The following is a 24,176-nucleotide window of genomic DNA, read 5'->3' on the forward strand; positions in this document are numbered from 1 at the left end:
CCCGCATCAAGTCCCTTGCGAGGGTACAACTGAGGGTATAGTCTGATTCGATAAAATTTATACCCCTTTTACTATCAGGAGATACCGCCAATGGCGCTCACTGACGCTAAAATCCGTGCAGCTAAACCGGATGAAAAACCTTATAAACTTGCCGACAGCGGCAACATGTTTTTGCTCGTTCACCCTAATGGCTCGCGCTACTGGCGGCTCCGCTACCGGTTTCTGGGCAAAGAGAAAATGCTAGCCTTGGGTGTCTATCCTGAAGTCTCGTTATCAGAAGCAAGGGAAAAGCGCGATACGGCGAGGAAGCTGATAGCTGAGGGCACTGACCCGTGCGAACAAAAACGGATCAAAAAATCGGTACCCGAAACAGCTCAGACATTTGAAGGCATCGCAAGACAGTGGCATAAGAGCAACAAAAAATGGTCAGCCTCACACAGTGAGAAGATACTGAAAAGCCTCGAAACTCATGTGTTTCCCTTTATTGGCTCACGTGACATTACCACCCTCAGAACTCCCGATTTACTTGTTCCAGTAAAGGCAGCCGAAGCCAAAGAGATCTATGAAATTGCAGCGCGCCTTCAGCAGCGTATCACTGCAATCATGCGTTATGCTGCCCAGTCAGGTATTATCACCTATAACCCTGCCGTGGATATGGCTGGCGCGTTAACCACGGTGAAACGCCAGCACCGCCCTGCCCTCGCCTTAAATCGTATTTCAGAGCTTCTTGAACGACTGGATGAATACAGAGGTCAACCTCTCACCCGGCTGGCAACTAAACTCACCCTGCTTATCTTCATCCGTTCCAGTGAACTACGCTTTGCCAGGTGGTCTGAGATCGACTTTAAGAAAGCCATGTGGACCATTCCTCCTGAGCGAAAACCTATTGAAGGGGTCAAGTATTCCCATCGTGGCTCAAAAATGCGAACAGAGCATCTTGTGCCACTCTCTACTCAGGCGCTGAATATACTGCAGCAGATCCACACCATCAGCGGAGAACATGAACTGATTTTCACTGGCGATCACAATCCGTGGAAACCCATGAGTGAAAATACGGTGAATAACGCATTACGCCTGATGGGCTACGATACAAAGGTCGATGTCTGTGGTCACGGTTTCCGGGCAATGGCCTGTAGTTCATTGATTGAGTCAGGATTATGGTCAAGAGATGCTGTGGAGCGCCAGATGAGCCATCAGGAGCGAAATGGCGTACGTGCGGCTTATATCCATAAAGCGGAGTTTCTGGATGAACGCAGGTTAATGCTGCAATGGTGGGCTGATTTTCTGGATGCAAATAAAAAGAGATCAGTTAGCCCATTTGACTTTGCAAAACTTCAGTCTCGATAGCAACCCGCATCAAAACCAACCAAGAAAATACGGGATTCAAAATACATGGTTCGAAGGCATCTGGCTCATGTGGATAAAAAAGTATTAGTAGGGCATATAACCACGCTCAGTATCTGGATGGGAGGAGGGACATGATGTAGTGGTATTCGGGTTATATTGGCGTGCAGGTGAACGGTGGAGGTGTGATAGAGGGGGCATTAAGGAATACGGTATAAATCAAAAAAATAGCCATCCAACAGTGAGGATTGCTATTTTTAAGGTTCATGATGCTTTGTTTTTCAAAATGCGCTGAATTGCTGGCATAAGATACTTTACCAGGAGGAACAACCTTTGCGGCAGTAACCAAATGCACATATTGGTCATCGAAGATGAATGTATGGTTTAAATGCCTTCAGAACTTTTGTTTTCTCTACACAGCCAAGAAAAAACTTCATCAACATATACTACCAGCGCAATTCACACAGGAGAATAATCAACCCGGGCCGACAATCGTTCCTGAAGCCTGACGATTATTTTTAAGCAAAGTGGCACAAGGAACTTCAGCCATGAGGTGATCTTGCTACGCATACTCCAAAGCGTAAAAAGCGGCTATCTTCTCCCCTCGTCGACCATTAACTCGATAACCTTAAGCACATCAGCCAGCGCTTTGCCAAATTTTGCAGCGGTCGAAGGCTTCCTGCATTGCTTTAACCGGTGCAATCAGGTTGTGAACCATTACCAGACCCCTCGTAATATCTCGACGATTGAAGTAAACCTCGGTGCGAGCGGGGAAAATATTTCGGCGATGGCTCAAAGATCACTTTAAGTTCCTCAAACACACCCGAGAAGAATGCGCTTATTAGTTCCCGATATTTACGAATCGGTAGCACCCTCTCCACCACCAGCAAAGTGACTGCGCCAATCGTGACCATAATCGCGCCACTGGCCACACATTCTGACCAATCCGCCAATCATACTAATGGCCACCAGTGATTTATTGCGGGTTATACATGCATTCTTATGCACAAAATGCCATCGTTCATCTTCAAACAATATGACTGGAATAGGAATAAAAGAACCACGCCCCCACGTTACACATTTACAATCATATTTATTGGTATAACCCTCACATTGTATTATCATATCTTTAATATCAATAGTTTCCGTTTGATATTAGCAACAACGAGCTGATAGCAGACCTCATAAAGTCAGGGGTTACAGGCGACAAACTAACTTTTCAGAAAATGGCAGCAAAAACAGACAACTCGCTGGTGCAGGAACGATATTTCCCGCTTTCTAAGCGGACCCTACGTAGATTTATCCAGTGCCTTCAGCGAGCTGAGTTGTTTTGTTTGATAGATATCTGAAAATAAGCATATAACCTTAAAAATAATTCGCGATATATTAAAACTTCGATTTAAGCGCTTATATTTATGGCAAGCGGTACAATTCCGTGCTGCTGGGAATCCCCCCCTCGAATGAATAAAAGGAAAGACAGATTGCAAAATATTGGTCTGCCCAAGAATGCCCCAAAGCGGGCACATATGGTCAATATCATGATACCGACAACACATACGCCGGTTCTGAGTATGATCGCCACGTGAGCAAGGATGATAAATTCCCACCAAGCAAAAACAATCATCACTTCCGTGAAAAATAGGCTCATTTAGGGATTATTTTCTAAAAGCCCTTCGGGGCTTTTTTAGTATACCTCAGTGAGCATGGGTCAGTTTGGATATCGAAAAATCGTACATCGTCATATTTCCGGCTGAGATTAAGCTGTCCCATGCAGGTCTGTTTTCTCCGGCATCCTGTTGATGCCAGAGCAGAGTTTTGGTCATACCTTAACGTTTCAGCCCCTGTTGGTCAGGTGACAGTCGAAGTTTAAGGCGCAGCAGTTCTTTAATTTTACTCATCCACGTTCTCTGTCTTGCCATGGCGATACGTCTCCGGAGGATGGGTTATCACGAGAAAGTATCATCCCTGTTTTGCGCGGAATTCCGACGATAGGATCATGGACTCCGACAGATGGCTAGATTTGGCCAGAACAAATCGGAATCAATGTTCGATTTGGGTCGTATGCATTACATAGTAGCACGGAAAGCGCCAGCTACGTTGGCAGCTTAACGCTGCTTATTAGCCCGCAGAAATACACCTGAAAGCCACGTACTGACGCGGCAAAAACGACAAATATCATCGGCAATATTTTCAGCAAATGATGCATCCGAATCCATTTTGTGATTAATTTTTATTAAAATGAAATAAAAATGTAAATAAACACAAATTGAATCATTTTCTACAAATCCATTTTTTTCACTTGCGTGAAAATGAAAATTAAAAAAAATAGCACAATAAATTCAGCCTCTTCCCCCCCCCCCTGCCACTTACGCCCCCCTTCCCGAGCGCATGATGTTGAGTTAAATAACTAAAATCACCAATCCACATACTTCGACCACTCTACGCTTCTGATTATAATTCGCCCACAATGGCAACGAATATTACATTCCTGCCTATCTTTCTTTTTATCTCCGAGAGTTATTTCATGCACTACCTTAAAAAAAGCGCGATTTCAGTCCTTGTCTGCGGTGTGATTTATCCCGGCTATGCCCTTTCGTCGGTGTCAGCAACACCCGTTAATCCACTGACTGTACTTGATACCATCTCAGGCCAGACAGTTGACAATGGAATCACCCTGTCAGGTGATGATTCACTGACTATCGATGGCTCCACCATCAATGCAGGCAACAATGATGATGGCTCAGCCATTACCGTATCCGGTAATAACACTTCACTAGTTATTACTAATAATAGTAATATCAATGGTAGGGAGAATGCGGTTTATAATAAAGGAAAAACCATTGATATTAACGGCACCGATTCAAAAATATATATTGAGCACTCTTCAGTTTCAGGAAGAGGAGGTCTTTATTTGGAGGGTGACAATAGCAGCATTGATATTAAGGATGGGAGTACTATTACTGCTGATGGTAATGGTGGCAATAGTTTCTCCGATGATTTCCCTTCTACAGCTATAAAAATTAATGGCGATAATAGTAAATTATCTATCAGCAACTCAACAATATCTTCAAACAGCTACGCAATTTACGTTGATGGGATAGACTCTCAAGTTCTAATCAAAGACAGTAAAGTTTCCAGCTTTTCTAATACAAATAAAATCTATGGAATAAAAATTGTTGGTGACAATGCTCAAATGACTATTGATGATTCAACTATCAGCAGCAGTTTGCAGGCAGTTTTGCTCTTCGGAATAAACAACAAACTAATTATTGAAAATAACTCTAGAATCACGTGTGCGAATGGAGATCTAAACAGTGCGTGCATAAGCCTTGATGGCGATCCATCTACGATAGAGGGCACTGATGGCGACAAATCAATCATCATTGATGGTTCTATTGTCGACTCACCAGGTACTGCTATTAGCGCCACTAATCACGATATCAATATAAGCATCAATAATCACTCACAGATTTTTGGTGATATTATTTTAGGCGATATAACTCAAGGCCGTAATAATGAAATCATTATTGATGACTCAAGTGTGACTGGCAGTATTAATAACCCATATCAAGGTATATCATCATTAGCAGTAAACTTAGACCATTTCAGTGTCTGGGATAATACAGGTTCCTCTTTTGTGGGCGACCTGGGCCTCGCGGGTGGCAGCACCATCAACATGACGGGTGGGGATATCTCCACGGATACCCTGTATGACTCCATCCCTTCCACTGACGGCAGCAGCCGTAATGCCGGCTCCGGCATCGCAGACCTCGACGGCACCATTCTCTCTAACTGGAATGCGGATGCCGGTAAGGCCTATATCCTGACCGCCAAAACAGCAACAGGCAGCTTTAATGCCGGTCTGGCCTCCTCCACCAGTGGTGAGGCCGGTGACATGCACGGTAATACCATTATTCATGTGGATAACGGTACCGGTGCAACCTTCCATGGTCTTCTGTCTGATGTCGGTGTCTACCGCTATCGGGCCACTGAAGTTAAAAATGATGACGGCTCCACCGATGTTATCCTTGGTGATGCTGATGCCATGGTTACTGACCCGGACAGCCCGGGGCACGATAAAGACCCGGTGACTCCGGGTAATCCTGACAACCCTGATAACCCGAACGTTCCTGCTGACCCGACCGACCCGGGACACGGCAAGGACCCGGTGACTCCGGGCAATCCTGACAACCCGGGTAACCCGGGCAAGCCATCTCATCCAACCCTTTCTACCGGCGCCCAGGCCGTTGTGGATTCCCGTGCCGCGGCCACCAACCTGTGGCGCGATGAGGATGATGCCCTTAACCTGCGTATGGACAACGAACGCCGCACCGGCATCGCACAGGACATCGCCGGTGTCTGGGGCAGTTACTACGGCGGCAGCCACCGCCAGCTGATGGACGGTGCAAGCTCTGCCTATGACCAGACCACCCACGGGGCTATGCTGGGTGCCGACACCCGTATCACCACTGACAGCGGTAACTGGCTCTTCGGCGGTGCCCTGATGCGCGGTACCTCTGACATGAACGTGCATGATGTCGGTGATGTGGGCGGCAGACTCGACAGCTACGGGGCCTCTGCCTATGCGTCATATCGCATGAACAACGGCCTCTTTGTGGATACCACAGTGAAGGCCTCCCGTCTGAAGAACAGCGTGGACGTCACCTCTGTGGACGGTGGACGCTCAAATGGCCACTATCGTACGAATGCTGTGGGCGGCTCAGTGAAGGCGGGCTATCACTGGGCACAGAGCGAACATCTGTATGTGGAGCCGTATGCGAAAGTCTCCTACCAGCACTACAGTGGGGTGGACTACGCTCTGTCTAATGGCCTGCACGCAAAGGACAGCGGCTACAGCTCTCTTCGGGCTGAAGGTGGCGTGAACGTGGGTACCGCATTCAGCTTTAACAACGGCACTCAGGTGAAACCGTACATCCATCTGGCTGCGGAGAAGGAGCTGAAGGACAGCAACAGCATGGACATCAACGGTGTGCGTATTGATGACAGCGTGGGTGGTGCCCGCGGGATTGTCGGGGCGGGTGTGGATGCGAAGCTGACGAAGTCGCTGGGTGTGTACGCGGGCGCGAACTATGCGAAGGGTCACAATCAGGAAGACCCGTGGCAGCTGAATGCCGGGCTGAGCTATACCTGGTAAGCGCTGACCTAGCTGCAGTGAAGTGAAATCCGGGCTCATGGTTATCATGGGCCCTTTTTGCTGGAAATAAAGTTCGGCTGTGGCCGTATGCTCCGGTGAGCTAATGGAGAAGAAACAGGAGGTAAAGATTGGACTGACCCCACGCCCGTAGACAAATTCTGTCCTCACGACGAGGCCTGTTCAAAGGCCTCCGGGCTGACGCCACCGAGATGGCTGTGGCGTCGGTTACGGTTGTAGAACACTTCAATATAATCGAAGATATCCGCCCGGGCCATGTCCCGGGTTTTATATATCCGCTTCCTGATGCGTTCTTTTTTCAGTGAAGTGAAGAACGATTCGGCCACCACATTATCCCAGCAGTTGCCACGCCGGCTCATGCTCGGGGCCAGGTTATTGGCCCGGCAGAAGCGCTGCCAGTCGTCGCTGCCGTACTGACTACCCTGGACGCCCTTCTAAGAGTCAAGCCGTTATCGGGATACTGTTGACCAGCCTGTTTTGATTACGCAGTAGCGAATATACTTCACGTGAGATATAGCGCTTCAGGCATCGGATTGCTTCCATTTTTGTATGCCCCTCGGCTACTCGTCTGGCAACATATTCCTTTGTTTTTGCATCAGTTCGTAAACGTCCGATAGCGATGATGTGAAGTGCACTATTTGCAGCACGATCTCCACCCCGATTAAGTCGATAACGGTTCGTTTTTCCAGAAGAGACAGGAACCGGGCTGACACCACAAAGTGCCGCAAAACCTGATTCGGATCTTAACCGTTGGGGATTGTCTCCGGCAGTGATCAGCAACTGCGAAGCGCTTTCGTATCCAATATCATTACGTTTAATCAGTTCAGGTGCCAGCTCATCGACAATAGCCGCCATCATGACATCCAGATCAGCGATTTCGTCATGTAATTCGAGATAGCGTCGGGCGAGGGACTTCAATGAAATGCGATAACCGTTGGTAACATTGCGGTATTCACTGGCATCTGGTCTCCAGAATCCCAGAGTCCTGATGAGCTGCATGCACGTCATATTTCTGAGCTGTTCACGTAATTCATCCGGGGCAGAGATAATATTGGAATGGATAATCTGGAGAGCGACTCTTCGGGCCGATATCGCTGTTTTGCGGCAAGTTTTTAACACCCGAAGAGACTCAATCATGCCATTACGCGTTTTGGGTGTGACGGTTCTTATTCCGGAGAATGCGGCATGAGCAGCACACTCAGCATCAATCGTGTCACTTTTACCCCGTTTGCGTCGTTCCATCCGGTCAGGTGCGGTCACTTCAAGGACTTCTAACCCAGCATTCTGCAAATAGCGAAGCAGACCTGACCCATAGGTGCCTGTACACTCAACACCAATTCGCTTTAATGCCCCAAATGAGGTCATCCATGCCAGCATCTGCCGGTAACCTTGTCGTGTTGTGGCGAAATACTGGGTCCCCAGGACTTTATTGTTCTGATCAACGACAGCGGCAACGTGCAGATCTTTATGTGTATCCATGCCACCCACAACGGCGGCTTCGGTAACTTTATCAGCCATGACAGAGCTCCTGTGAGGAAACAGAGTTGAATCTCCAGACAGATAACCCGGACAGGACAGTAACGAGACAAGCCGTCAGGCCCTTCTTGAGTCACGCGCACCGGTGAGGAGATGCCTTGCATGAAGGCGCTTCCGGCAACCGACGGGTCCAGGGCAGGACACAAAAGGTCGATCGCTGTGTGAGTCAGGATACGGGAAGGTCTTCACTGCATCAGTAATCACACCAATCGGGTTAAACGGCAAACTGAGTGGTGGTAAAGACTGACACCGGCATTATTACTATCGCTGTGCACAATGACGTTTTCTGAAGGCTTACGCCGCCAGACCGCCATCAGCAACGCATCCAGTGCCAGCTCGCGTGACAGTGTTGGTTTCATCGACCAGCCCACCACATTACGGGCAAAGAGATCGATGACCACCGCCAGATACAGCCAGCCCTGCCAGGTGCGGAGTAGAGTAAGAGGCAGGACGTAGTCGGACTATTTCCCTGCCTCTCCTCTCCGAACCGGACGTGCGCCTTTCTGTGCATCTGGCTCTCCATTTAAACACTGGCGAACGCCATTGCCACTTCAGTGTAGCGCGATGTATAGGTGTTTCTGGCTTCGGTCCTCAGGTAAGGGTTACCTTCAGGCAGACGCCAGCGGAACAGCTTCTTGCCTTGCCCTACCAGCCGGTACAGGATTTCACCGTTGAGCTTACCGTGGAAATATAAACCACGTTTTACTCTGACCCGGTTTCGGTGGTTTACACCAACACCTCATCAGGTATGCGATACCTTTACGGTATTTTCGGGCCAGCCAGTGAGCCAGCTTCCAGAACACCACACGGTCGATATAACTGAACACGCTGGCCTTAAAATCAACGAACTGACAGAACGCAGCCCAGCCTTTCAATTTTCGGTTGAGCATCTCAACCATATCGATTTTGCTTTCACTGTAATTGCCTGATAACAGTGCCGTTAGTGACGCGGCGAAGTTTCTGGCTTTCTCCTTCGGGATCGTCGATACCACCCGCATATCGCCGTAACGACTGCGTTTACGGATGATCCGTTGACCCAAAAAGATGAAGCCGTCATTAACATGGGTGATTTTAGTCTTATCCATGTTCAGCCTGAGTTTCAGACTGCCTTCGAGCACGCTTCGGCATTCTTCTCTGAGGGTTTCCGCCTGCGCTTTAGTGCCTTTGACGATAAGCAGGAAGTCATCGGCATACCGACAGTACGCTACCGCGGGTTTCCATTGCCAGTTTTCTCTGGCCGCAGTACTTCGGCCCCGCCGGATACTGTGATTTCAGTACCAGCGATCCTTTCGGGCTTTTCCACTCAGGTAGCGTTTATGCAGATACTGATCGAGCTCATTCAGCATGATGTTCGATAGCAACAGCGAGATCACCCCGCCCTGTGGCACGCCTTCACTGGCCGCCCGAAAGAGACCGACATCAACATGCCCGGCCTTGATGGTTTTCCACAACAGGCTCATAAAGCGGGCGTCACTGACCCTGCGGCGGAGGGCTTTCATCAGCAGTCGGTGAGCTGTAACTTCACCGTGCGGATCGCATGATGGACACTGCGTTCAGGCCGGAAGCCATACGAGAGCGCATGAAAATCACTCTCCCAGATGGGCTCCATTGCCATCAGCGTGGCCCGCTGAACAATACGATCCCGCAACGTGGGGATACCCAGAGGTCGCAGTTTGCAGTTGCTTTTAGGAATATAAACCCGTCTGGCTGGCATAAAATCAAATTAACATTTCTACTACTTAATTGGCAATTTAACAGCTTCACAAATTGCAATATTTTAGACAAATAGCAAAATACGCATTTTGGATATTGCTAGCACTGTGATTTTATCGCAAAACTACACTCTGATGCATTGCATTTTTATTCGTACCACTTTCATATACTGTGTGTTCGTAGAATCCATTATTACAATTATAATCTGGTTAACAGACAACAAATGAATATACTAAGAAAGCACTCGTAATGTTTGTCTTTGCTGCTGGCTATTAAAAGTGGCAAGTTCCGGCTTTGACATTAAATGGCTGGATTTTTTGTATCTAATACAATAGGTTTTAAAATGAAAATCAATAAATTTTTAATTACAATGATCGCAGTTACAGCCGGTTATTCATATGGCGCGGAAACGACTCCTTCTTCTACAGTAACAGTCAATGGAGGGGTTATCCACTTTAAGGGAAGTCTTGTCGATGCGGCCTGCTCTGTTAGTACAGATAGTGCGGATCAAATTGTCGACTTGGGTCAGCACCCTTTACATCTATTTAAAGCTGTTGGTGATAAATCTGAAGCTCATCCATTCACCATTAAGCTTGAAGATTGTGACACAGAAACTGCCAGTACTGCTGCAGTTGCATTCTCGGGTGTTGCTGATAAGACACAACCATCACTTCTGGCTGTCGACTCTGCCGGTGGGAATGGCCAAAGTGCAACAGGTGTAGGTATTCAGATTCTAGATGAAAAATCTTCTGTAGTACCACCAGATGGGAATACCTTCTCTACTCCGCATTCATTGATTAATGGTGAAAATATACTTAATTTCAAATCCCAATATGTATCAACAGTGGCTAATCCAACAGCTGGTCAAGCAAATGCTGATGCTATTTTCATTATGCAATATCAATGACATTATTCGAGAAAGTGCCCTATCGGGCGCTTTCTTAAGGATTAGCCATGAGATGCCACATCTGCTATTGCGTGCTTATACCGCTAGCTTTAATCTTATGGTTTTTGACGGAATGGCAAATAACAGCCCAGACTCATTTACAAGTGGGAAAATTAAATTCATAGGTTCTTTAACTGAAAATGGATGCATTGTTTCATCCAGAAGTGATGATATGCACGTTAATATGGAGAAAACTATAACGCAAACTTTTAAGAATAAAGATAGTACTTCATCATTACATATTCCTTTTTCAATTTATTTGACAGACTGCACTGCAGTTGTTGCTAAAAATATGCAAATATATATCAATGGACATTCTGATCCAAGAGATCCCGAAGCATTCTTGGTAACATCAAGAAAACACATGAAATTAGAAAGTAAAAACATCGGTACAATCAGTAACGTCGGCTTAATCATATTTGATGACAATAATAGACTTGTTTCACCTAATAACTCATTAACCACAATACTTATTCCCCACGAGAATAGCATTGCTTGTTCGTTTTCTGCATTTTACCGTACTTACTCTGAATCTGGTAATAATACCTCATTATACACTGAAGTATTATTTCGTATGGCATATGTTTGAGTTAATTAAAAACACACATGAAACCACATACACAACTTATATTTACTCTTATTACCTTCTATACGATAAACCCTATTTCTGCGATTGCAGGTGGAATTGGATTAAATGCAACTCGTGTTATTTACGATGAGTCAACCTCACAGGCAACCCTACCTATCACAAACACTAATGCACATGAAAAATTTCTTATTCAGGCATGGGTTGAAGACAACTCAGGAAAAAAAACAAAAGATTTTGTCATTACCCCACCATTATTTTTATCAGCTCCACTGAGTGAAAACACACTGAGAATTTTGTATATGGGGCCAGTTTTACCAAAAGACAGAGAAAAAGTATTTTGGGTTAACGTCAAAGCTATACCTTCAATCGACCCAGTTGCGTTAAAAAACAAAAACACTCTTCAGCTAGCTATTTTATCTCGTATTAAATTATTTATGAGACCTCAGGATTTAAGTATTAGTGAAGTAGATGCAATCAATCACCTTGATTTCAAGATAAAGAATAAAAAATTAACTATTATTAATCCGACACCATACTACCAAACTTTAGTGAATATATCCATTGACAAAGAAAAAATAGCAAACACGATGGTTTCACCAATGAGTGAAACCAATATTGAACTACATAGTGGCAATGGAGATGTTAAATTTCAGACAATTAATGATTACGGAGCATTGTCAACAGTACGTACTGGCTTTTCAGGATCAAAGCAACAAGAAAAATGAACGTTATTTCAATAACCCCCCCAAAATTATTAAGACTCAATTTAATTACACTAATTGTAATTGAAGGGTTAACGCTAAATGCTGTTGCGGCTGATTGGTTTAATCCGCTATTTCTTTCAAAAAATGGAACCACTGTAGCGGATTTATCTCGATTCGAAAATGGTTTAGGACAAGCCCCGGGTGTATATAGGGTTGATCTTTGGGTTAATGATGAGTTTGTTACTACTGCTGATGTGAAATTTGAAGCGGATGAAAGTACATCCAATAATGGATATATAAAGAGTAAATCTTTTGATGACTCTGGTTTAAGACCATGTTTGACAGTTAAAATGCTAGTTCGTTTGGGCATTAATGTTGGTTTTTTAACAAACAAAAAACATATCGACAACACAGAATGTGTCAATATTGGAAAATATTATCCAGGTTCAACATCACGATTTGTATTTTCGGAACAAAAGCTGTTACTAAATTTTCCTCAGGCATCTTTTCAAAATAATGTTCGCGGCTATATCCCCACTCGTGAATGGGATGAAGGAATTAATGCAGGACTCATTAACTATAATATATCAGAGGTTCGTTCAAATTCCGAGAACAGTACATACTTTTATCTAAATGATGGAGTTAATTTAGGTGCCTGGAGATTACGACACATAGGTACGTTTAATGACATAGATTACAAAAATGGATACAAAAAAAAGTATTGGCAAAATATCTCTGCATATGTACAGCGAGCAATTATCCCTTGGAAAAGTGAAATCATTATAGGTGATAGTAATAGCGAATCAGGTGTGTTTGATAGCTTTGGATTTCAGGGCATTCGGTTATATTCAGCTGAATCAATGTATCCAGATAGTCAACAGGGTTATGCCCCAACAATTCGCGGCATTGCGACGAACCATTCTAAGGTAACAGTTCGCCAAAATGGATATATCATTTACAGGAGTGTCGTGCAAGCTGGAGCTTTTGAAATAACTGACCTCAACCCGACTACATCGAGCGGGGATTTGAACGTAGAAATCGAAGGAGACAACGGAGATATTCAAAAAATTATAGTTCCTTACTCTACTGTTCCTCTATTACAGCGTGCAGGTAAATTAAAGTATCAATTTATTACCGGGCGCTTCCGAAGTGGATCTTCAAATAAGACAGCTCCTGTTTTTATCCAAAGCAACTTCGGGCAAGGCCTTGATAATGGCTTAACTATTTATGGTGGTATACAATTAGCTAAAAATTACAAGGCTGCAGTTATAGGTTTGGGCCGTAACCTTGGTGATTTTGGTGCTGTGTCGTCAGATTTAACAGTCACTAATAGTAGATTGATTGACAAGAGTGAGCATTTAGGCAAATCACTAAGGATTCGATATTCTAAATCTATCAATAATGCCGGGACAAGCATTCAACTTTCAGGGTACAGATACTCAGCTGGAGGCTTTTACACATTCGACGAAGTTGCATGGGACAACATGCAAGGATATCAATATTCTTGGGAAAATATCGGCGACACAGGATTGGAGGATAAACCTGTAAATTATCATAACCTTTATAGGAATAAAAAAGGACGACTACAAATCAATTTATCTCAGCGCTTGGGAAACTATGGTACTATTTATATATCAGGAAACCAGCAAAATTACTGGAATGATTCTGGTGAAGATAAATGGGTCCAGGCTGGTTTTTCAAGCAGCTGGAAAAATGCCAGCTATAATTTATCATTTTCAAAAAGTAAGACCTATGGCATCCGCGGTACTAATAGCCAGTTATCATTTAATGTTTCGATTCCATTTGGTTTTTGGCTGGGTGAAAAGTGGCCTGAGGAGCAAGCTATAAATAGCATGTATTTATCCTCTTCGATGAGTAAAAACCAAGATAATGTAAGTGTAATACAAACCGGGTTCAGCGGTTCGTTATGGCATAATGACTTAAGTTACAGTTTTATGCAAAACAATAATAGTGAATATGGTGATAGTCGCAATATGAATGTACGTTTGCAGACAAGCACAAGTACTGTCAATATAGGATATAGCCGCAGTAAAGTCACAAATTTTCTAAACTGGGGAGCATCTGGAAGTGTTGTTGTACATGCTAATGGTTTAACATTTGGTCAATCGCTAGGTGATACTAATGTTTTAATCAAAGCTCCGGGAGCCAAATATGTTAAGGTAGAAAACCAGAGTGGAATCAGTACTGACTGGCGTGGATATGCAGTAGTTCCTTACGCGACTGCCTATCGTCGTAATAGAATTGCACTTGATGTAAGCAGCTTAGATTCGCATACTGATTTAGAAAATAATGTACAAACCGTTGTTCCTACTGAAGGTGCAATTGTCACAGCTAAGTATAAAGCACGCACAGGTATAAGAGCTTTATTTACACTTGTGAAAAATAATCATCGCATTCCATTTGGTGCAACTGGATTAGAGGAATATTCAAGTAATTCAAATATCGTAAATGAAGACGGACAAATCTACTTTACCGGCATTCCGTTAAGCGGCGAAATACATGTCTCTTGGGGTAAAAGCATTGATGAAAAATGTGTTGCAACATATCATTTACCAAAATCAAGTCAAGATTTACCTATAGTTCAAAAGATCATTGAATGTAAAGGCGCTATAAATTTATGAATTATTGTCTAATGATTGCTTCAATATGCGTATTGTTGATGTCTGTAAATACATCAGCATCGCAATGCATTTATCATTCTGGTTCAAAATTGATTAGCTATGATTTGACTAGCAATTTAAATTCGATGCAAAATGATGTCGGTGAGACTTTTGAAATTGTCGCAAACCCTGATAAGGCTATTTTCGCAAAATGTGATCATGATCAGAATGGTGACAATACAACTTATCGTAGCTATAAGACGGATGCGGAAATTTTACAGTCCGATGGGAATTATAAATTTTTTAAATTAAATGATTATCTTTCAGCTGCCATGAAAATATCAGATCCAGCAGCAGGAGAGTTTTATCCCCCGGCAGATTATGTTCATATGGGTGATGATTTTTGTGTTAAGGCGGGATGTCCGTTTCAGGTAAAGGATTCTAACTTGACTCTCAAGGTGAAGGTGTTAACTCCTTTTGTTGGATCTGTTATCATTCCTCCAAAAGTGATATTCAACGTCTATGCAACAACAGAGCCTACTGACCCTTTAGAAAATATAATATATCAAATCAGTTATTCTGGAAGAATTACTGTCCCGCAAAGTTGTGAGCTCAACGCAGGAGCTGTTATCACCATAGATTTTGGAAATATTGGCCCTTTGGCATTCTCTAGTGCTGGAGCCGGGAATAAACCTACAGGAATCTCACCTCAAAGTAGGACATTGGGTATAAAATGTAAAAATATTGATGCTCAGGCAACATTATCATTACGTTTGGAAAGCGAACAAGCATCTGGTAATGCGATGATATCTGATAATCCCGATGTAGGTTTTGTAGTTGCTGACGGTAAAGGTAACCCACTAACGCCAAATGACATAAATAGTAGTTTAAAATTTACTCTTGATGAAAATGCTGAATCCGCGGTCGGCATAACTGCATGGCCTGTTAGTATTACAGGAAATAAACCCAGTGAAGGAATCTTTACATCTGAAGGCTATCTTCGCGTCGATTTTGACTAAGGAATCTATCATGCGTGTGAATTACAATGGCCAACTCCGTATGAAGTTTCAACAAAAAATATTGTATCTATCTATTATCATTGCTCTTCCATTTTTCAATAGCAATGCTGTATCCGGTTTATTAGCTAGCGTAAATATAAGACTTACTGGTAATATCGTTAGTCTTGCATGTACTGTTGAACCATCGGATGTTAACAAAACGGTTGAACTTGGTGACTGGACAAACAAGCAACTTTATTATCCTGGTGGACATTCTGATACAATCCCCTTCAGCATTCATTTGAGCCAATGTACGGGAAGTGGAATCTCTATCACATTTAATGGAACTCCGAATAAAATAGATAGTTCATTGCTATCCCTTAATGGGAGTAGTACCGCGACAGGGGTTGCGGTAGAAATTATGGACAAGGATAAAAAGCGTATTCCTCTAAATAAAATATCATCACGCATAAATGTAGATGCAAATGGTGAAGCTTTACTGCAATATTTTGCAAGATATAATCCAGTTTCAGAACCAACTGCAGGATCTGCATTTGCAGACAGTGAATTCATGCTAACTTATGATTGAACATTCGCTTATATTGATGTTCGGTTAATAAATGGTTGAGCTTTGGTATAAATATATATCTTTAATGCAACAGTTTAATTTTATTAGTCACAAATTGAACTTACACATCACTTTGACAGGGTCATTGTTTTTTTATGTGGATCTCGAATATTTATGCAAAACGCGAGGTAACTTTCATGTCACATATGACCTGCCGCCAGGGTTACACCCAACCTCCAGTTAGTAATATCGAACTGATTACCTTCATCTTTTTCATTTCTCCACCGTGCTGCAAACTCTGATAGTGTCTGATAATTCAGTGCTGAATGTGGACGGTACTCGTTGTAATCCTGCCGCCAGTCATTCATTATTACCCGGGCATGAAGAATATCGCTGAACCAGGGCTCATTCAGACATTCATCGCGAAATCGTCCATTTAAACTCTCAATAAATCGGTTCTGTGTGGGCTTGCCCGGCTGGATTAAGCGTAACTCAACATCATGTTCAAAGGTCCACTGATCCAGTGAGCGACCAGCGAACTCCGGCCCCATGTTAGTTCTTATCGCCGCCGGGTAGCCTCGAAACAGAGCAATGCTGTCAAGAATTCGCGTGACCTGAACGCCTGAAATCCCGAATGCGATGGAAATTGTAAGGCACTCCTTCGTGAAGTCGTCCACACAGGTCAGGCACATGATCCTGTGACCGGTGGCCAGCGCATCCATGACGAAATCCATCGACAAGGTCAGGTTGGGTGCCACCAGGTGGAGTAGCGGCAGACGTTTTGTTGCCAGCCCTTTACGACATCGTCCGCGTTTACCCCCTGTCAGCTCAGATGACAAAGGCGGTACACGCACTTGTAATTAGCATGCAGACCTCCACAGCGCAGTAACTGCCAGATGCGGCGGTAGCCAAAACGCCTGCAGGCACGACATTGCGAAAGACCGGTTGCATCACACATAAACTCAACGGCTTCCCGCCTGTGGTCTGTCGTCAGTACTTTCGACCCCGAGCCACCTGAAGTGCCTCCTTATCAAGCATGGCTTTGGCAAGCAGTTTCTCGAGTCAGGAGTTCTCTTCCTGAAGCGACTTCAGGTGCTTAATCTTGGGCACATCCATACCGCCATACTTCTTACACCTGGTGTAAAAAGTGGCGTCGGAAATGAAGTGCTTACGGCAGAGCTAAGGGGCTGAGGCCTCGACTTACGCCTCGAGGAGGATATTAATGATCTGCTCGTCGGAAAGCCAAAGAACAGACCGATAATTCCGGCCGGATTCGACACAGATTCAATAAATCGCTCATTAATATTGATTAATGCTCTTACCGCAACATAAATACCCCAGGCAACGACGCCAATAATAACCAGAATAATACCCGCTGCATTGTCATCTTTTTTCTTCGTGCCATGTTTTATTTCTTTCTTTTCTTATTTTTATCCTGACAATTTAATCTGAATAATGGAAATAAAATCTTTGTCATATCAAATTAATACTGATTTCCTGAGCAAATCGGTAAATGAGTGTATCCGGGCTTGCTGGCCATGTAGAGGGGAGCGCATGTGGGCTGTCGGGGTTGGGTGCTGACCGATTCGTCGTTTTCTGCGACACTCTGCGGCTCCTGCTTTTTCGCAGTTGTCACTTTTTTCGTCTTAGCTTTGCGAGTAGAGGTAGACGGACTTACCGGATTGCTGGTTTCTGAGGAACCATATCCGGGGCAGAATCGCTTCGACTGACTCAGACTCCCGTCATTACAGACAAAGCGGCCATCCGATGTACAGTACGCTTTACCGCCTTTTGAACCTGAGCAGGGCTGCCTTCCACGCGCTGCTTCAGCCTGTGTCGAAAATAGTATCCCTGAGACCAAAAGAAAGATTAATTTTCTCATTTCCATATCCGTGATTTATTTCGCTATTTTGTGGCTCTGCTCTCCGTCAGCCATTAACTGTTTCTCCAGGTAATTATGCAATGACAGGCAGGCAAACAAACTATTACTTATTCCGGCACCGCTATGGAAGGAGCGCCATAATCAAACCAAAAAAAGTGCTCTCATCAAAACCCTGCCCTGGCCGGGATAAAACACCAGGCGGAATAAAGGTCCAGTTGTTCACCATTCCTGACCGCATGAATAAACGTCCCAGTGAAGTCGTACGCCTCCCATCATGGAAAGTCGCCTCCACGCACCCGGTCACACCCTGACCATAAAGGAACGCCGACACAAATTTTACGGACCGGTCGTCGATACGCAGAACGAGGGCGGTAATATCAAAAGCTCCCCCCTCCACCAGCAGGTCCGTAACAGGTGTATTGTGCGTCTCCACATTCAGTCCGGTACCCACCAGCCACGCGTCCATCTGCTCATGAAGCTGTGCCATTCGGAGGCGAAACTCAGCAATATCAGCCTGAGTCTTGCTGACAGATGAAGCCGGAGCAGGTTGTCGGGCCTGCAATTTATCGAGAAACTGTGATTTTACTGACATGATGCTCTCTGGCCTTACATACGGGTTGCGGTGTCAAGATACTGCTGTTGCTTCAGGTGTCTCAGCAACACTCGTCCCTCGGGCATAAACTCGGTGCCATAGCGTACGAGGCCAATCCCCTTAAGCTCAGCATCAATGGCATAACGCAACTCGCCGGGGACGTTCTGCTCCAGCAGGACGACCGTAATTTTTTTCAGGCGTGGCTCATATTTGAGCAGGACAGCAGACAGGGTGCCCATCAGCTCATGGGCGGTACCCGGCATCCCCTGCAGGATTTTGGTCATATCCGGCAGACCGTAGTCCGGCAGATGCGCCAGCGTGCCGGCACGGCAGTTGAGGACGCGCTGCATGTTATCGAGCACGGACAAAATCATCTGATTTTGTTCACTGACCTGATGAAGATCGAGGCCGCCGGTAAAGTTGCCGGTCAGCATTTCATACAGTGAAGGTGTGTTGTGTCCCTGGGGCATCAGTCGTCCTTTAGAGGTTGCAGCGTAAGATGATTGTTACCGGCTTCCAGAATGCGCGGCTTATCCGGGTCAAGGTCTTCGCGCCCTATCACCAGCTTCCAGGTGTTGTTGACCATATCCGGGTGACGGAACAACCCGACCACGGCGACAAACTGCGCATCTTCTTCCATGGGCATATCAAGATTTGCATCCCCGCCAGGTTTCACCACGACATCGCGGGTGGCCAGCAGGTCAGCCTTCAGAATAGTTTCCCCGCCTTTCAGCAGCTGCTGGTAGACCGTTTTGTCGAAGATTTTGCGGTCTTTCAGTTGCCAGACACGGATAACCACCGGCTCGGACAGCGAGTTACTCTCGCGTGAATCGGTGTTAAGCGCCTCACGGGCGGTGAAATCCAGGTGCAGCACCTTAATTTTTTTGTAGAACACGGCGTTAAATGCTGATTTGGTGCCATCGGTGATGCTTTGCGTCGCCCCGCAGCCTGCAAGGCTGAATGCCAGCAGTGCAGGCAGCCAGCACGCGGGTTTAATCAAACTTGTACGTAACACGTCGGTTTCCTTGTTGTAGTGTCGCGGGCTGCAGGCCGGTGTAATAGCCCAGTTCGGTCGTATAGGTCTGCGGGATATCGTCCAGGAGACCTTCGTCTTCCGCGCCCAGCACGCCATTCATCCCCAGCCAGAATGGGCCTTCGCCAAGGGGCGGCGCGGCCAGTAGACGGGTGGCGGTAGTCAGGGTGATTTTTGCCTTAAAGCGCCAGCCCAGATAGACACGCAGCATCACGAGAAAGTCCTGATACAGCAGACCATCCGGTTTCCAGCCCTGTGATTCCTGTTCGTTATCGGTGGACAGGGCAATCAGCAGCTGACTGTTAGCATCCATCGCTTCTTCACCCAGCGGCGTGTTGCCATCCAGAAGAAAATCGTCATCGCCGTAAAAGCCCAGCGGCTGACTGACCTCCACCGGCCTCAGGCAGTACGGGCTCACCTGCACCGTCGTGTCAGGTGCCAGCAGGCTCACCAGCGCCTGCATCCCTTCCTGGGTTTTACCTGGCTGCTGCATTACGCCCAGCAGCGACAGAAAGCGCGATACCGGGGTAGCGATGTGCTCTGCGGTGCCCGGAATGCCCAGCCCCACCAGACCCAGCAACGACTGCGAAATGCTGTCTGTGCCGCCGGGCTCAAACGTGGCCGGGTAAGAGTATTTACGCCAGATGCGGTAAAACTGTGTCAGGATGCGGTGGCTGAAGATATTCAGAAAGCCCTGAAGCGCCTCGTGCCCTTCGCGACGCTGGGTGATGTCATCCAGGTAGGCCGTTGGTAAGGGGGAATCGACACCGTACATCCCCATAAAGGTCGTACGGATGAGCGGTGGTTTACTGTCATCCTCTTCGTCATACTCCACGGCCTTGAGTTCGCTCGCCGGAAAGCCCATCCCGGGGTGTGGTGCAAATCGCACCGGGTCGTCACCGGGATGGCTGGTTGAGCCCATCAGCGGCCGGTCCGGATTCTCTTTCTCCAGTAACTGACATAAACGATAAAAATTGATGCGGTGAAGGTCGGCCTCCAGCCGCGGGGTCAGCCGGGAATGCGGCGGTTGTGCTTCTCTTCCCATTCCAGGCGCTCTCCGGTCGGTTGCAGGATGATAATCAGGCGGTTAAACAGATAGATATCGGTGTAGAGCGCAAAGAAGCGACTCAGCATCTCGCCGAACAGACAGATATCCCCCCGCCCGGCAAAGCCGTGGCTGTCCAGCGTCACTTCAATCTGCACACCGCGTACCAGGTAGCCCTGCTCAAAGCGTTCGGTTTCGCTGTGCTTCACGTCAATAATGGCTTCCAGTCGGCGGCGGTTCATCTCGCTGTCGGTCCATTCGTACAGTGCCAGGGTACCGCGCAGCACATCGGCATTATCCATCATCGACAGGAATCCGCTGCCGAGATGACTCAGCACGCGCCAGTGGAAACGGTCCTGCGCTGGCGGATAACAGGGCAATGTCGGCGCACACAGGTTACGCACGGCGATACTGGCCGAGGTGGTTTTCATCACCGTATCAAGCACCGTGCTCTGCAGTGCTCGTCGTGGCAGCTGGCCGTTGGTGCCAGTAAGCGTCAGCGACAGGCTTTCGTCTTCCGGTACGGTGTGGTTATCAAAGGCTTCACCGCCGAGGATAAGCCAGGTGTTATGCAGGCCCGACGGGCCACGGCGCACGCGGGTATGGTAGTAATATTCCGGGGCTTCATGGCGCATCATTCCGCCTTTGTGGCGGAAGCTGGAGAACGGCACGTAGATATGCTGGCTCGATGACATCACCGAATCGACGGTGTATATCTCGGTATGGCCATCCTGCACGCGCATCGGGCGCAGCATGTATTCGGTCTGCAGGGAGTTGAGCGTCAGCGGGTCGGATTCCAGCGGGAACAGGTTAATCACCGGCACACAGTTCAGTCGCAGATGCTTTTCGGTAAAGCTGAAATCATGCTCCCAGCGCTCCGCCAGCACCACGTCGATTTCAAACCATGGGAGCTCAGCCGGGAAGCCCACGGTCTCCAGCCCACGCAGCCCTGTGAACATGAATTTCTCACGGAAGGTGAAGTACTCCAGCAGCAGCTGATAGCCGCTAAAGCTGCTGCTTCCCTTCGGCCACAGGTCATCGTCGTCGCCGAAACCCAGCGCAGTGAAATACCCGTCGAGTGGTCTTCTGTCCATGTAACCCGGCATCCGCAACCATAGGCGGGCCGTGTTCATGGTAAAGGCCTCATGCATGGCGCAGGCCAACGGTGCATCTGCGTTGAAGTAGAACGGGAGCTGGCTGAGATCGACACGGCTCCAGTCGGCGAGATGACTGCAGTTAAAGCGCAGCGTGATGACCGAACGGCCATCTGGATCGGTCGCCAGTCGGGTACTCTCAAGCGACAATGGCTGAAGGGTAATCTCTTTGGTTGTGGTATACCGGCAACGCGTGCCCTTCTCACCGATCGGCCGCGAGTTCACCTCAAAGCCTTTGACGATGCGCATCGGCTCTTTCATCTCACGCCAGTCAGGAGTGAACTCCACCACCGACATCGACGGAATGGTGCGCAGGTAATGCGGCCACAGCAGGCTGACCAGCCCTTCCGTCAGTTCTGGCAGATCGTCATCAAGCTTCTCGCGAAGACGCCCCACCAGGAAAGCAAAGCCTTCGAACAGACGCTCCACGTACGGGTCGCGCGCGCCCGCTTTATCGAGATTGAGCATTGCCGCCTGCTCGGGGTGAGCACGAGCAAACTCTTCACCGGCTTCCAGAAGATAGCGCATTTCAGCGTCATAATAACGTAAGGTTAAATCATCCATAAATAACCTTTGCAATTAACATAGCAATCTCATTCTAACAGTGCCCCCAAAAACACCACCCACATATTAAAAATATTATTTCTTATCAATGAAAATTGATGTGCTTGCGCCCTTAAACTCCCCCTCTCAGCATTGCCAATTTGCAATTAATATATTTCAAGTGAAGACGAACATCATTCTGAAATTGTGCTTTTGAATTTATAAACTCATTAAATGCCTGTTTATTCCCTCCATTACCCCAATCTAAAAATCCATCACCCGCAAGGATAAACCCTTTAATTTTAAATGCCCCCCCTAAAGGTTTATCCCGTTTAGTTCCATCTACTCGCCTCTCTAAATAAAATCGAATCGATGAATAATTAATCTCTCTGGTGCGCATTTCTTTTGCCATATCACACTCCAATTTATTGATTTCCTCAACCAAGTCTTTATATGTTTTAACGCCGCTTAAATCCTTTAAAGAAAGAATATATTCACGCTGTAGTTCCAACTGCTCCCCCCCCTCAAAATCTTCCGCCCCCCTTATAATTAATGAATATAAAAAATTCATTAAGCTAGAATAGAATCGGCCTTTATCTTTAAACAGAAAAGCATTAAGTAGTCCTTTTTGCTTTTTTGTTAAATAATTTTTGTTTATTGCATAAATCAAACTCAACTTTGATGCTGAGTTTGGATACATACACAAACTATCCATTCTATCTTTAACAGCAAAAAATGGAGAGAAAGTCCGTAAAAAATTAATATCCAAATTTTTATTGTTAACATATTTTTCCGATCGACAGTGATGGAAATATATATGTTTATACACATCCCCTTCAATATCAATACAAGATATATAATTAAGCGCCTCCTCAGTGGTCGTATCCTGTACAACCATTAGTATCTCGAACACCTCTTCCTCAGCATTATTAACACTATCCACTATGCGTTGAAAATTCTCTTTGCTATAAACATCTTGCGCTCTTAGGTTGTAATTATTTATATACTCAATTGATTTTTTGTGATGTACATATGCTGAAGAAAACCCAGCCCCTGATTTAATGGTGTTATATACCTCATCATTATATCCACTCCCCAAACACCAATTACCATCAACATTTAACCTCTGAAAATAAAAAGCATTTAAATTTTTCACAATCAGATTCTCCCCCTCTTTATTTTTAACTGATGAGAGAATAAAACCATGCGGAGTAAAATAATAAACAGCGCGATTACCTGGCCTTTTTACGGATTGACATTCACCTGAGAAATCCCCGTGAGAAAACACTATCAATTTCCGTTCCCCGCAAGCATTCTTATGCTTTACCAAATAAAATTTGGATGCCAGAACATTTGCTGAATCAGTCCCCGGCTCTAAAGATAGCGCCTGTTTAGCAGGGTGTTTTTCTAAACCGTAATTATTACTCGCTATTTTTTCATAAGTGTCACTTATCATCGACGGAATAAACTTCGCCTTGCATGGGCAGGTGCTGTAGCTGTCGAGGGTTCCGGCCATTCGCCTGCCGTGTATGGTATCGTTGTCGATGCCACCGGCTATCCTGAATAATCCGGCATGCTTCCCGCAGGTCACACTGTCCTGCTCTCGGGCAACAGGTTTATCAAACAGAGTGTGATCCTCTGCGCCCGTGGTAATTCTCCCGCCGCAGGTCGTTTTGTCACCCTGCACCAGATAAAAACCTTCTGCTGGCATATGTTTTCCTTTTAGCTGTATTCC

Annotated in this window: 16 protein-coding genes and 6 pseudogenes; 8 read left to right on the forward strand and 14 right to left on the reverse strand. The window is 46.0% G+C overall.

Annotation, left to right across the window (positions count from 1 at the left end):
* The first annotated feature begins 90 nt into the window (after positions 1-90).
* Entirely contained in the window at positions 91-1,347 is a 1,257-nt protein-coding gene (locus RVY89_RS17135) for a tyrosine-type recombinase/integrase (protein ID WP_484825970.1), read from the forward strand.
* 3,634 nt (positions 1,348-4,981) lie between these two features.
* On the forward strand, positions 4,982-6,499 hold the full coding sequence (locus tag RVY89_RS17140; RefSeq protein ID WP_484825971.1) for an autotransporter outer membrane beta-barrel domain-containing protein: 1,518 nt from the start codon (positions 4,982-4,984) through the stop codon (positions 6,497-6,499).
* A gap of 164 nt (positions 6,500-6,663) precedes the next feature.
* Here RVY89_RS17140 and RVY89_RS17145 read toward each other — a convergent pair.
* The 4 genes and pseudogenes from RVY89_RS17145 to RVY89_RS17160 form a co-directional block, all read right to left on the reverse strand.
* Positions 6,664-6,942: pseudogene (locus RVY89_RS17145) on the reverse strand (IS3 family transposase); the annotation flags it as partial.
* 16 nt (positions 6,943-6,958) lie between these two features.
* Entirely contained in the window at positions 6,959-8,035 is a 1,077-nt protein-coding gene (locus tag RVY89_RS17150) for an IS110 family RNA-guided transposase (RefSeq protein WP_484825972.1), read from the reverse strand.
* Positions 8,036-8,259: 224 nt separating this feature from the next.
* Positions 8,260-8,508 (reverse strand): annotated as a pseudogene (locus RVY89_RS17155) (DDE-type integrase/transposase/recombinase); the annotation flags it as partial.
* A 68-nt stretch (positions 8,509-8,576) separates the two neighbouring features.
* Positions 8,577-9,767, reverse strand: a pseudogene (locus tag RVY89_RS17160) (reverse transcriptase domain-containing protein); the annotation flags it as partial.
* Between the two features lie 342 nt (positions 9,768-10,109).
* Here RVY89_RS17160 and fimA point away from each other — a divergent pair.
* The 6 genes from fimA to RVY89_RS17190 are packed head-to-tail and all read left to right on the forward strand — an operon-like array spanning position 10,110 to position 16,213.
* Complete coding sequence (gene fimA, locus RVY89_RS17165; RefSeq protein ID WP_484827951.1) at positions 10,110-10,673, forward strand: type 1 fimbrial major subunit FimA; 564 nt, start codon at positions 10,110-10,112, stop codon at positions 10,671-10,673.
* 52 nt (positions 10,674-10,725) lie between these two features.
* A complete protein-coding gene (locus tag RVY89_RS17170) occupies positions 10,726-11,301 on the forward strand; it encodes a fimbrial protein (RefSeq protein ID WP_484825973.1) in 576 nt (191 codons plus the stop codon).
* Positions 11,302-11,318: 17 nt separating this feature from the next.
* Positions 11,319-12,026 (forward strand): fimbria/pilus periplasmic chaperone, encoded by a 708-nt coding sequence (locus RVY89_RS17175; protein ID WP_484825974.1) that lies wholly within the window; start codon positions 11,319-11,321, stop codon positions 12,024-12,026.
* Positions 12,023-14,647 carry an outer membrane usher protein FimD gene (gene fimD, locus RVY89_RS17180; RefSeq protein WP_484825975.1) on the forward strand — a complete coding sequence of 875 codons (2,625 nt, stop codon included), beginning with the start codon at positions 12,023-12,025 and terminating at the stop codon, positions 14,645-14,647. Before RVY89_RS17175 ends, fimD begins: the two co-directional genes overlap by 4 nt.
* Before the next feature lie 38 nt (positions 14,648-14,685).
* A complete protein-coding gene (locus tag RVY89_RS17185; RefSeq protein WP_484825976.1) occupies positions 14,686-15,645 on the forward strand; it encodes a fimbrial protein in 960 nt (319 codons plus the stop codon).
* A gap of 10 nt (positions 15,646-15,655) precedes the next feature.
* Complete coding sequence (locus tag RVY89_RS17190; protein WP_484825977.1) at positions 15,656-16,213, forward strand: fimbrial protein; 558 nt, start codon at positions 15,656-15,658, stop codon at positions 16,211-16,213.
* Between the two features lie 179 nt (positions 16,214-16,392).
* Here the strand turns inward: RVY89_RS17190 and RVY89_RS17195 are convergent.
* The 10 genes and pseudogenes from RVY89_RS17195 to RVY89_RS17240 all read right to left on the reverse strand — a co-directional run.
* Positions 16,393-17,419 (reverse strand): annotated as a pseudogene (locus RVY89_RS17195) (integrase core domain-containing protein).
* 5 nt (positions 17,420-17,424) lie between these two features.
* Positions 17,425-17,562, reverse strand: a pseudogene (locus RVY89_RS17200) (GIY-YIG nuclease family protein); the annotation flags it as partial.
* Positions 17,563-17,675: 113 nt separating this feature from the next.
* Entirely contained in the window at positions 17,676-18,074 is a 399-nt protein-coding gene (locus RVY89_RS17205) for a YdcA family protein (RefSeq protein WP_484825978.1), read from the reverse strand.
* Positions 18,075-18,195: 121 nt separating this feature from the next.
* Positions 18,196-18,666, reverse strand: a complete 471-nt coding sequence (locus tag RVY89_RS17210; RefSeq protein ID WP_484825979.1) for a hypothetical protein — start codon at positions 18,664-18,666, stop codon at positions 18,196-18,198.
* Positions 18,667-18,680: 14 nt separating this feature from the next.
* Positions 18,681-19,136 (reverse strand): type VI secretion system baseplate subunit TssE, encoded by a 456-nt coding sequence (gene tssE, locus RVY89_RS17215; RefSeq protein ID WP_484825980.1) that lies wholly within the window; start codon positions 19,134-19,136, stop codon positions 18,681-18,683.
* On the reverse strand, positions 19,136-19,681 hold the full coding sequence (gene tssJ / locus RVY89_RS17220) for a type VI secretion system lipoprotein TssJ (RefSeq protein WP_484825981.1): 546 nt from the start codon (positions 19,679-19,681) through the stop codon (positions 19,136-19,138). The genes tssE and tssJ overlap by 1 nt, the downstream gene beginning before the upstream one ends.
* Positions 19,659-20,744, reverse strand: coding sequence for a type VI secretion system baseplate subunit TssG (tssG, locus tag RVY89_RS17225; protein ID WP_484825982.1), 1,086 nt, complete (start codon positions 20,742-20,744; stop codon positions 19,659-19,661). Before tssG ends, tssJ begins: the two co-directional genes overlap by 23 nt.
* Positions 20,708-22,462: a type VI secretion system baseplate subunit TssF gene (tssF, locus tag RVY89_RS17230; protein ID WP_484825983.1), complete on the reverse strand. Its 1,755-nt coding sequence runs from the start codon at positions 22,460-22,462 to the stop codon at positions 20,708-20,710. The genes tssG and tssF overlap by 37 nt, the downstream gene beginning before the upstream one ends.
* Positions 22,463-22,574: 112 nt before the next feature.
* Positions 22,575-23,897 carry a putative adhesin gene (locus RVY89_RS17235; protein WP_484827952.1) on the reverse strand — a complete coding sequence of 441 codons (1,323 nt, stop codon included), beginning with the start codon at positions 23,895-23,897 and terminating at the stop codon, positions 22,575-22,577.
* Positions 23,874-24,152 (reverse strand): annotated as a pseudogene (locus RVY89_RS17240) (PAAR domain-containing protein); the annotation flags it as partial. The pseudogene RVY89_RS17240 and the gene RVY89_RS17235, both read right to left, overlap by 24 nt.
* Positions 24,153-24,176: the final 24 nt, after the last annotated feature.

Source organism: Enterobacter sp. 3U4, assembly GCF_057224565.1.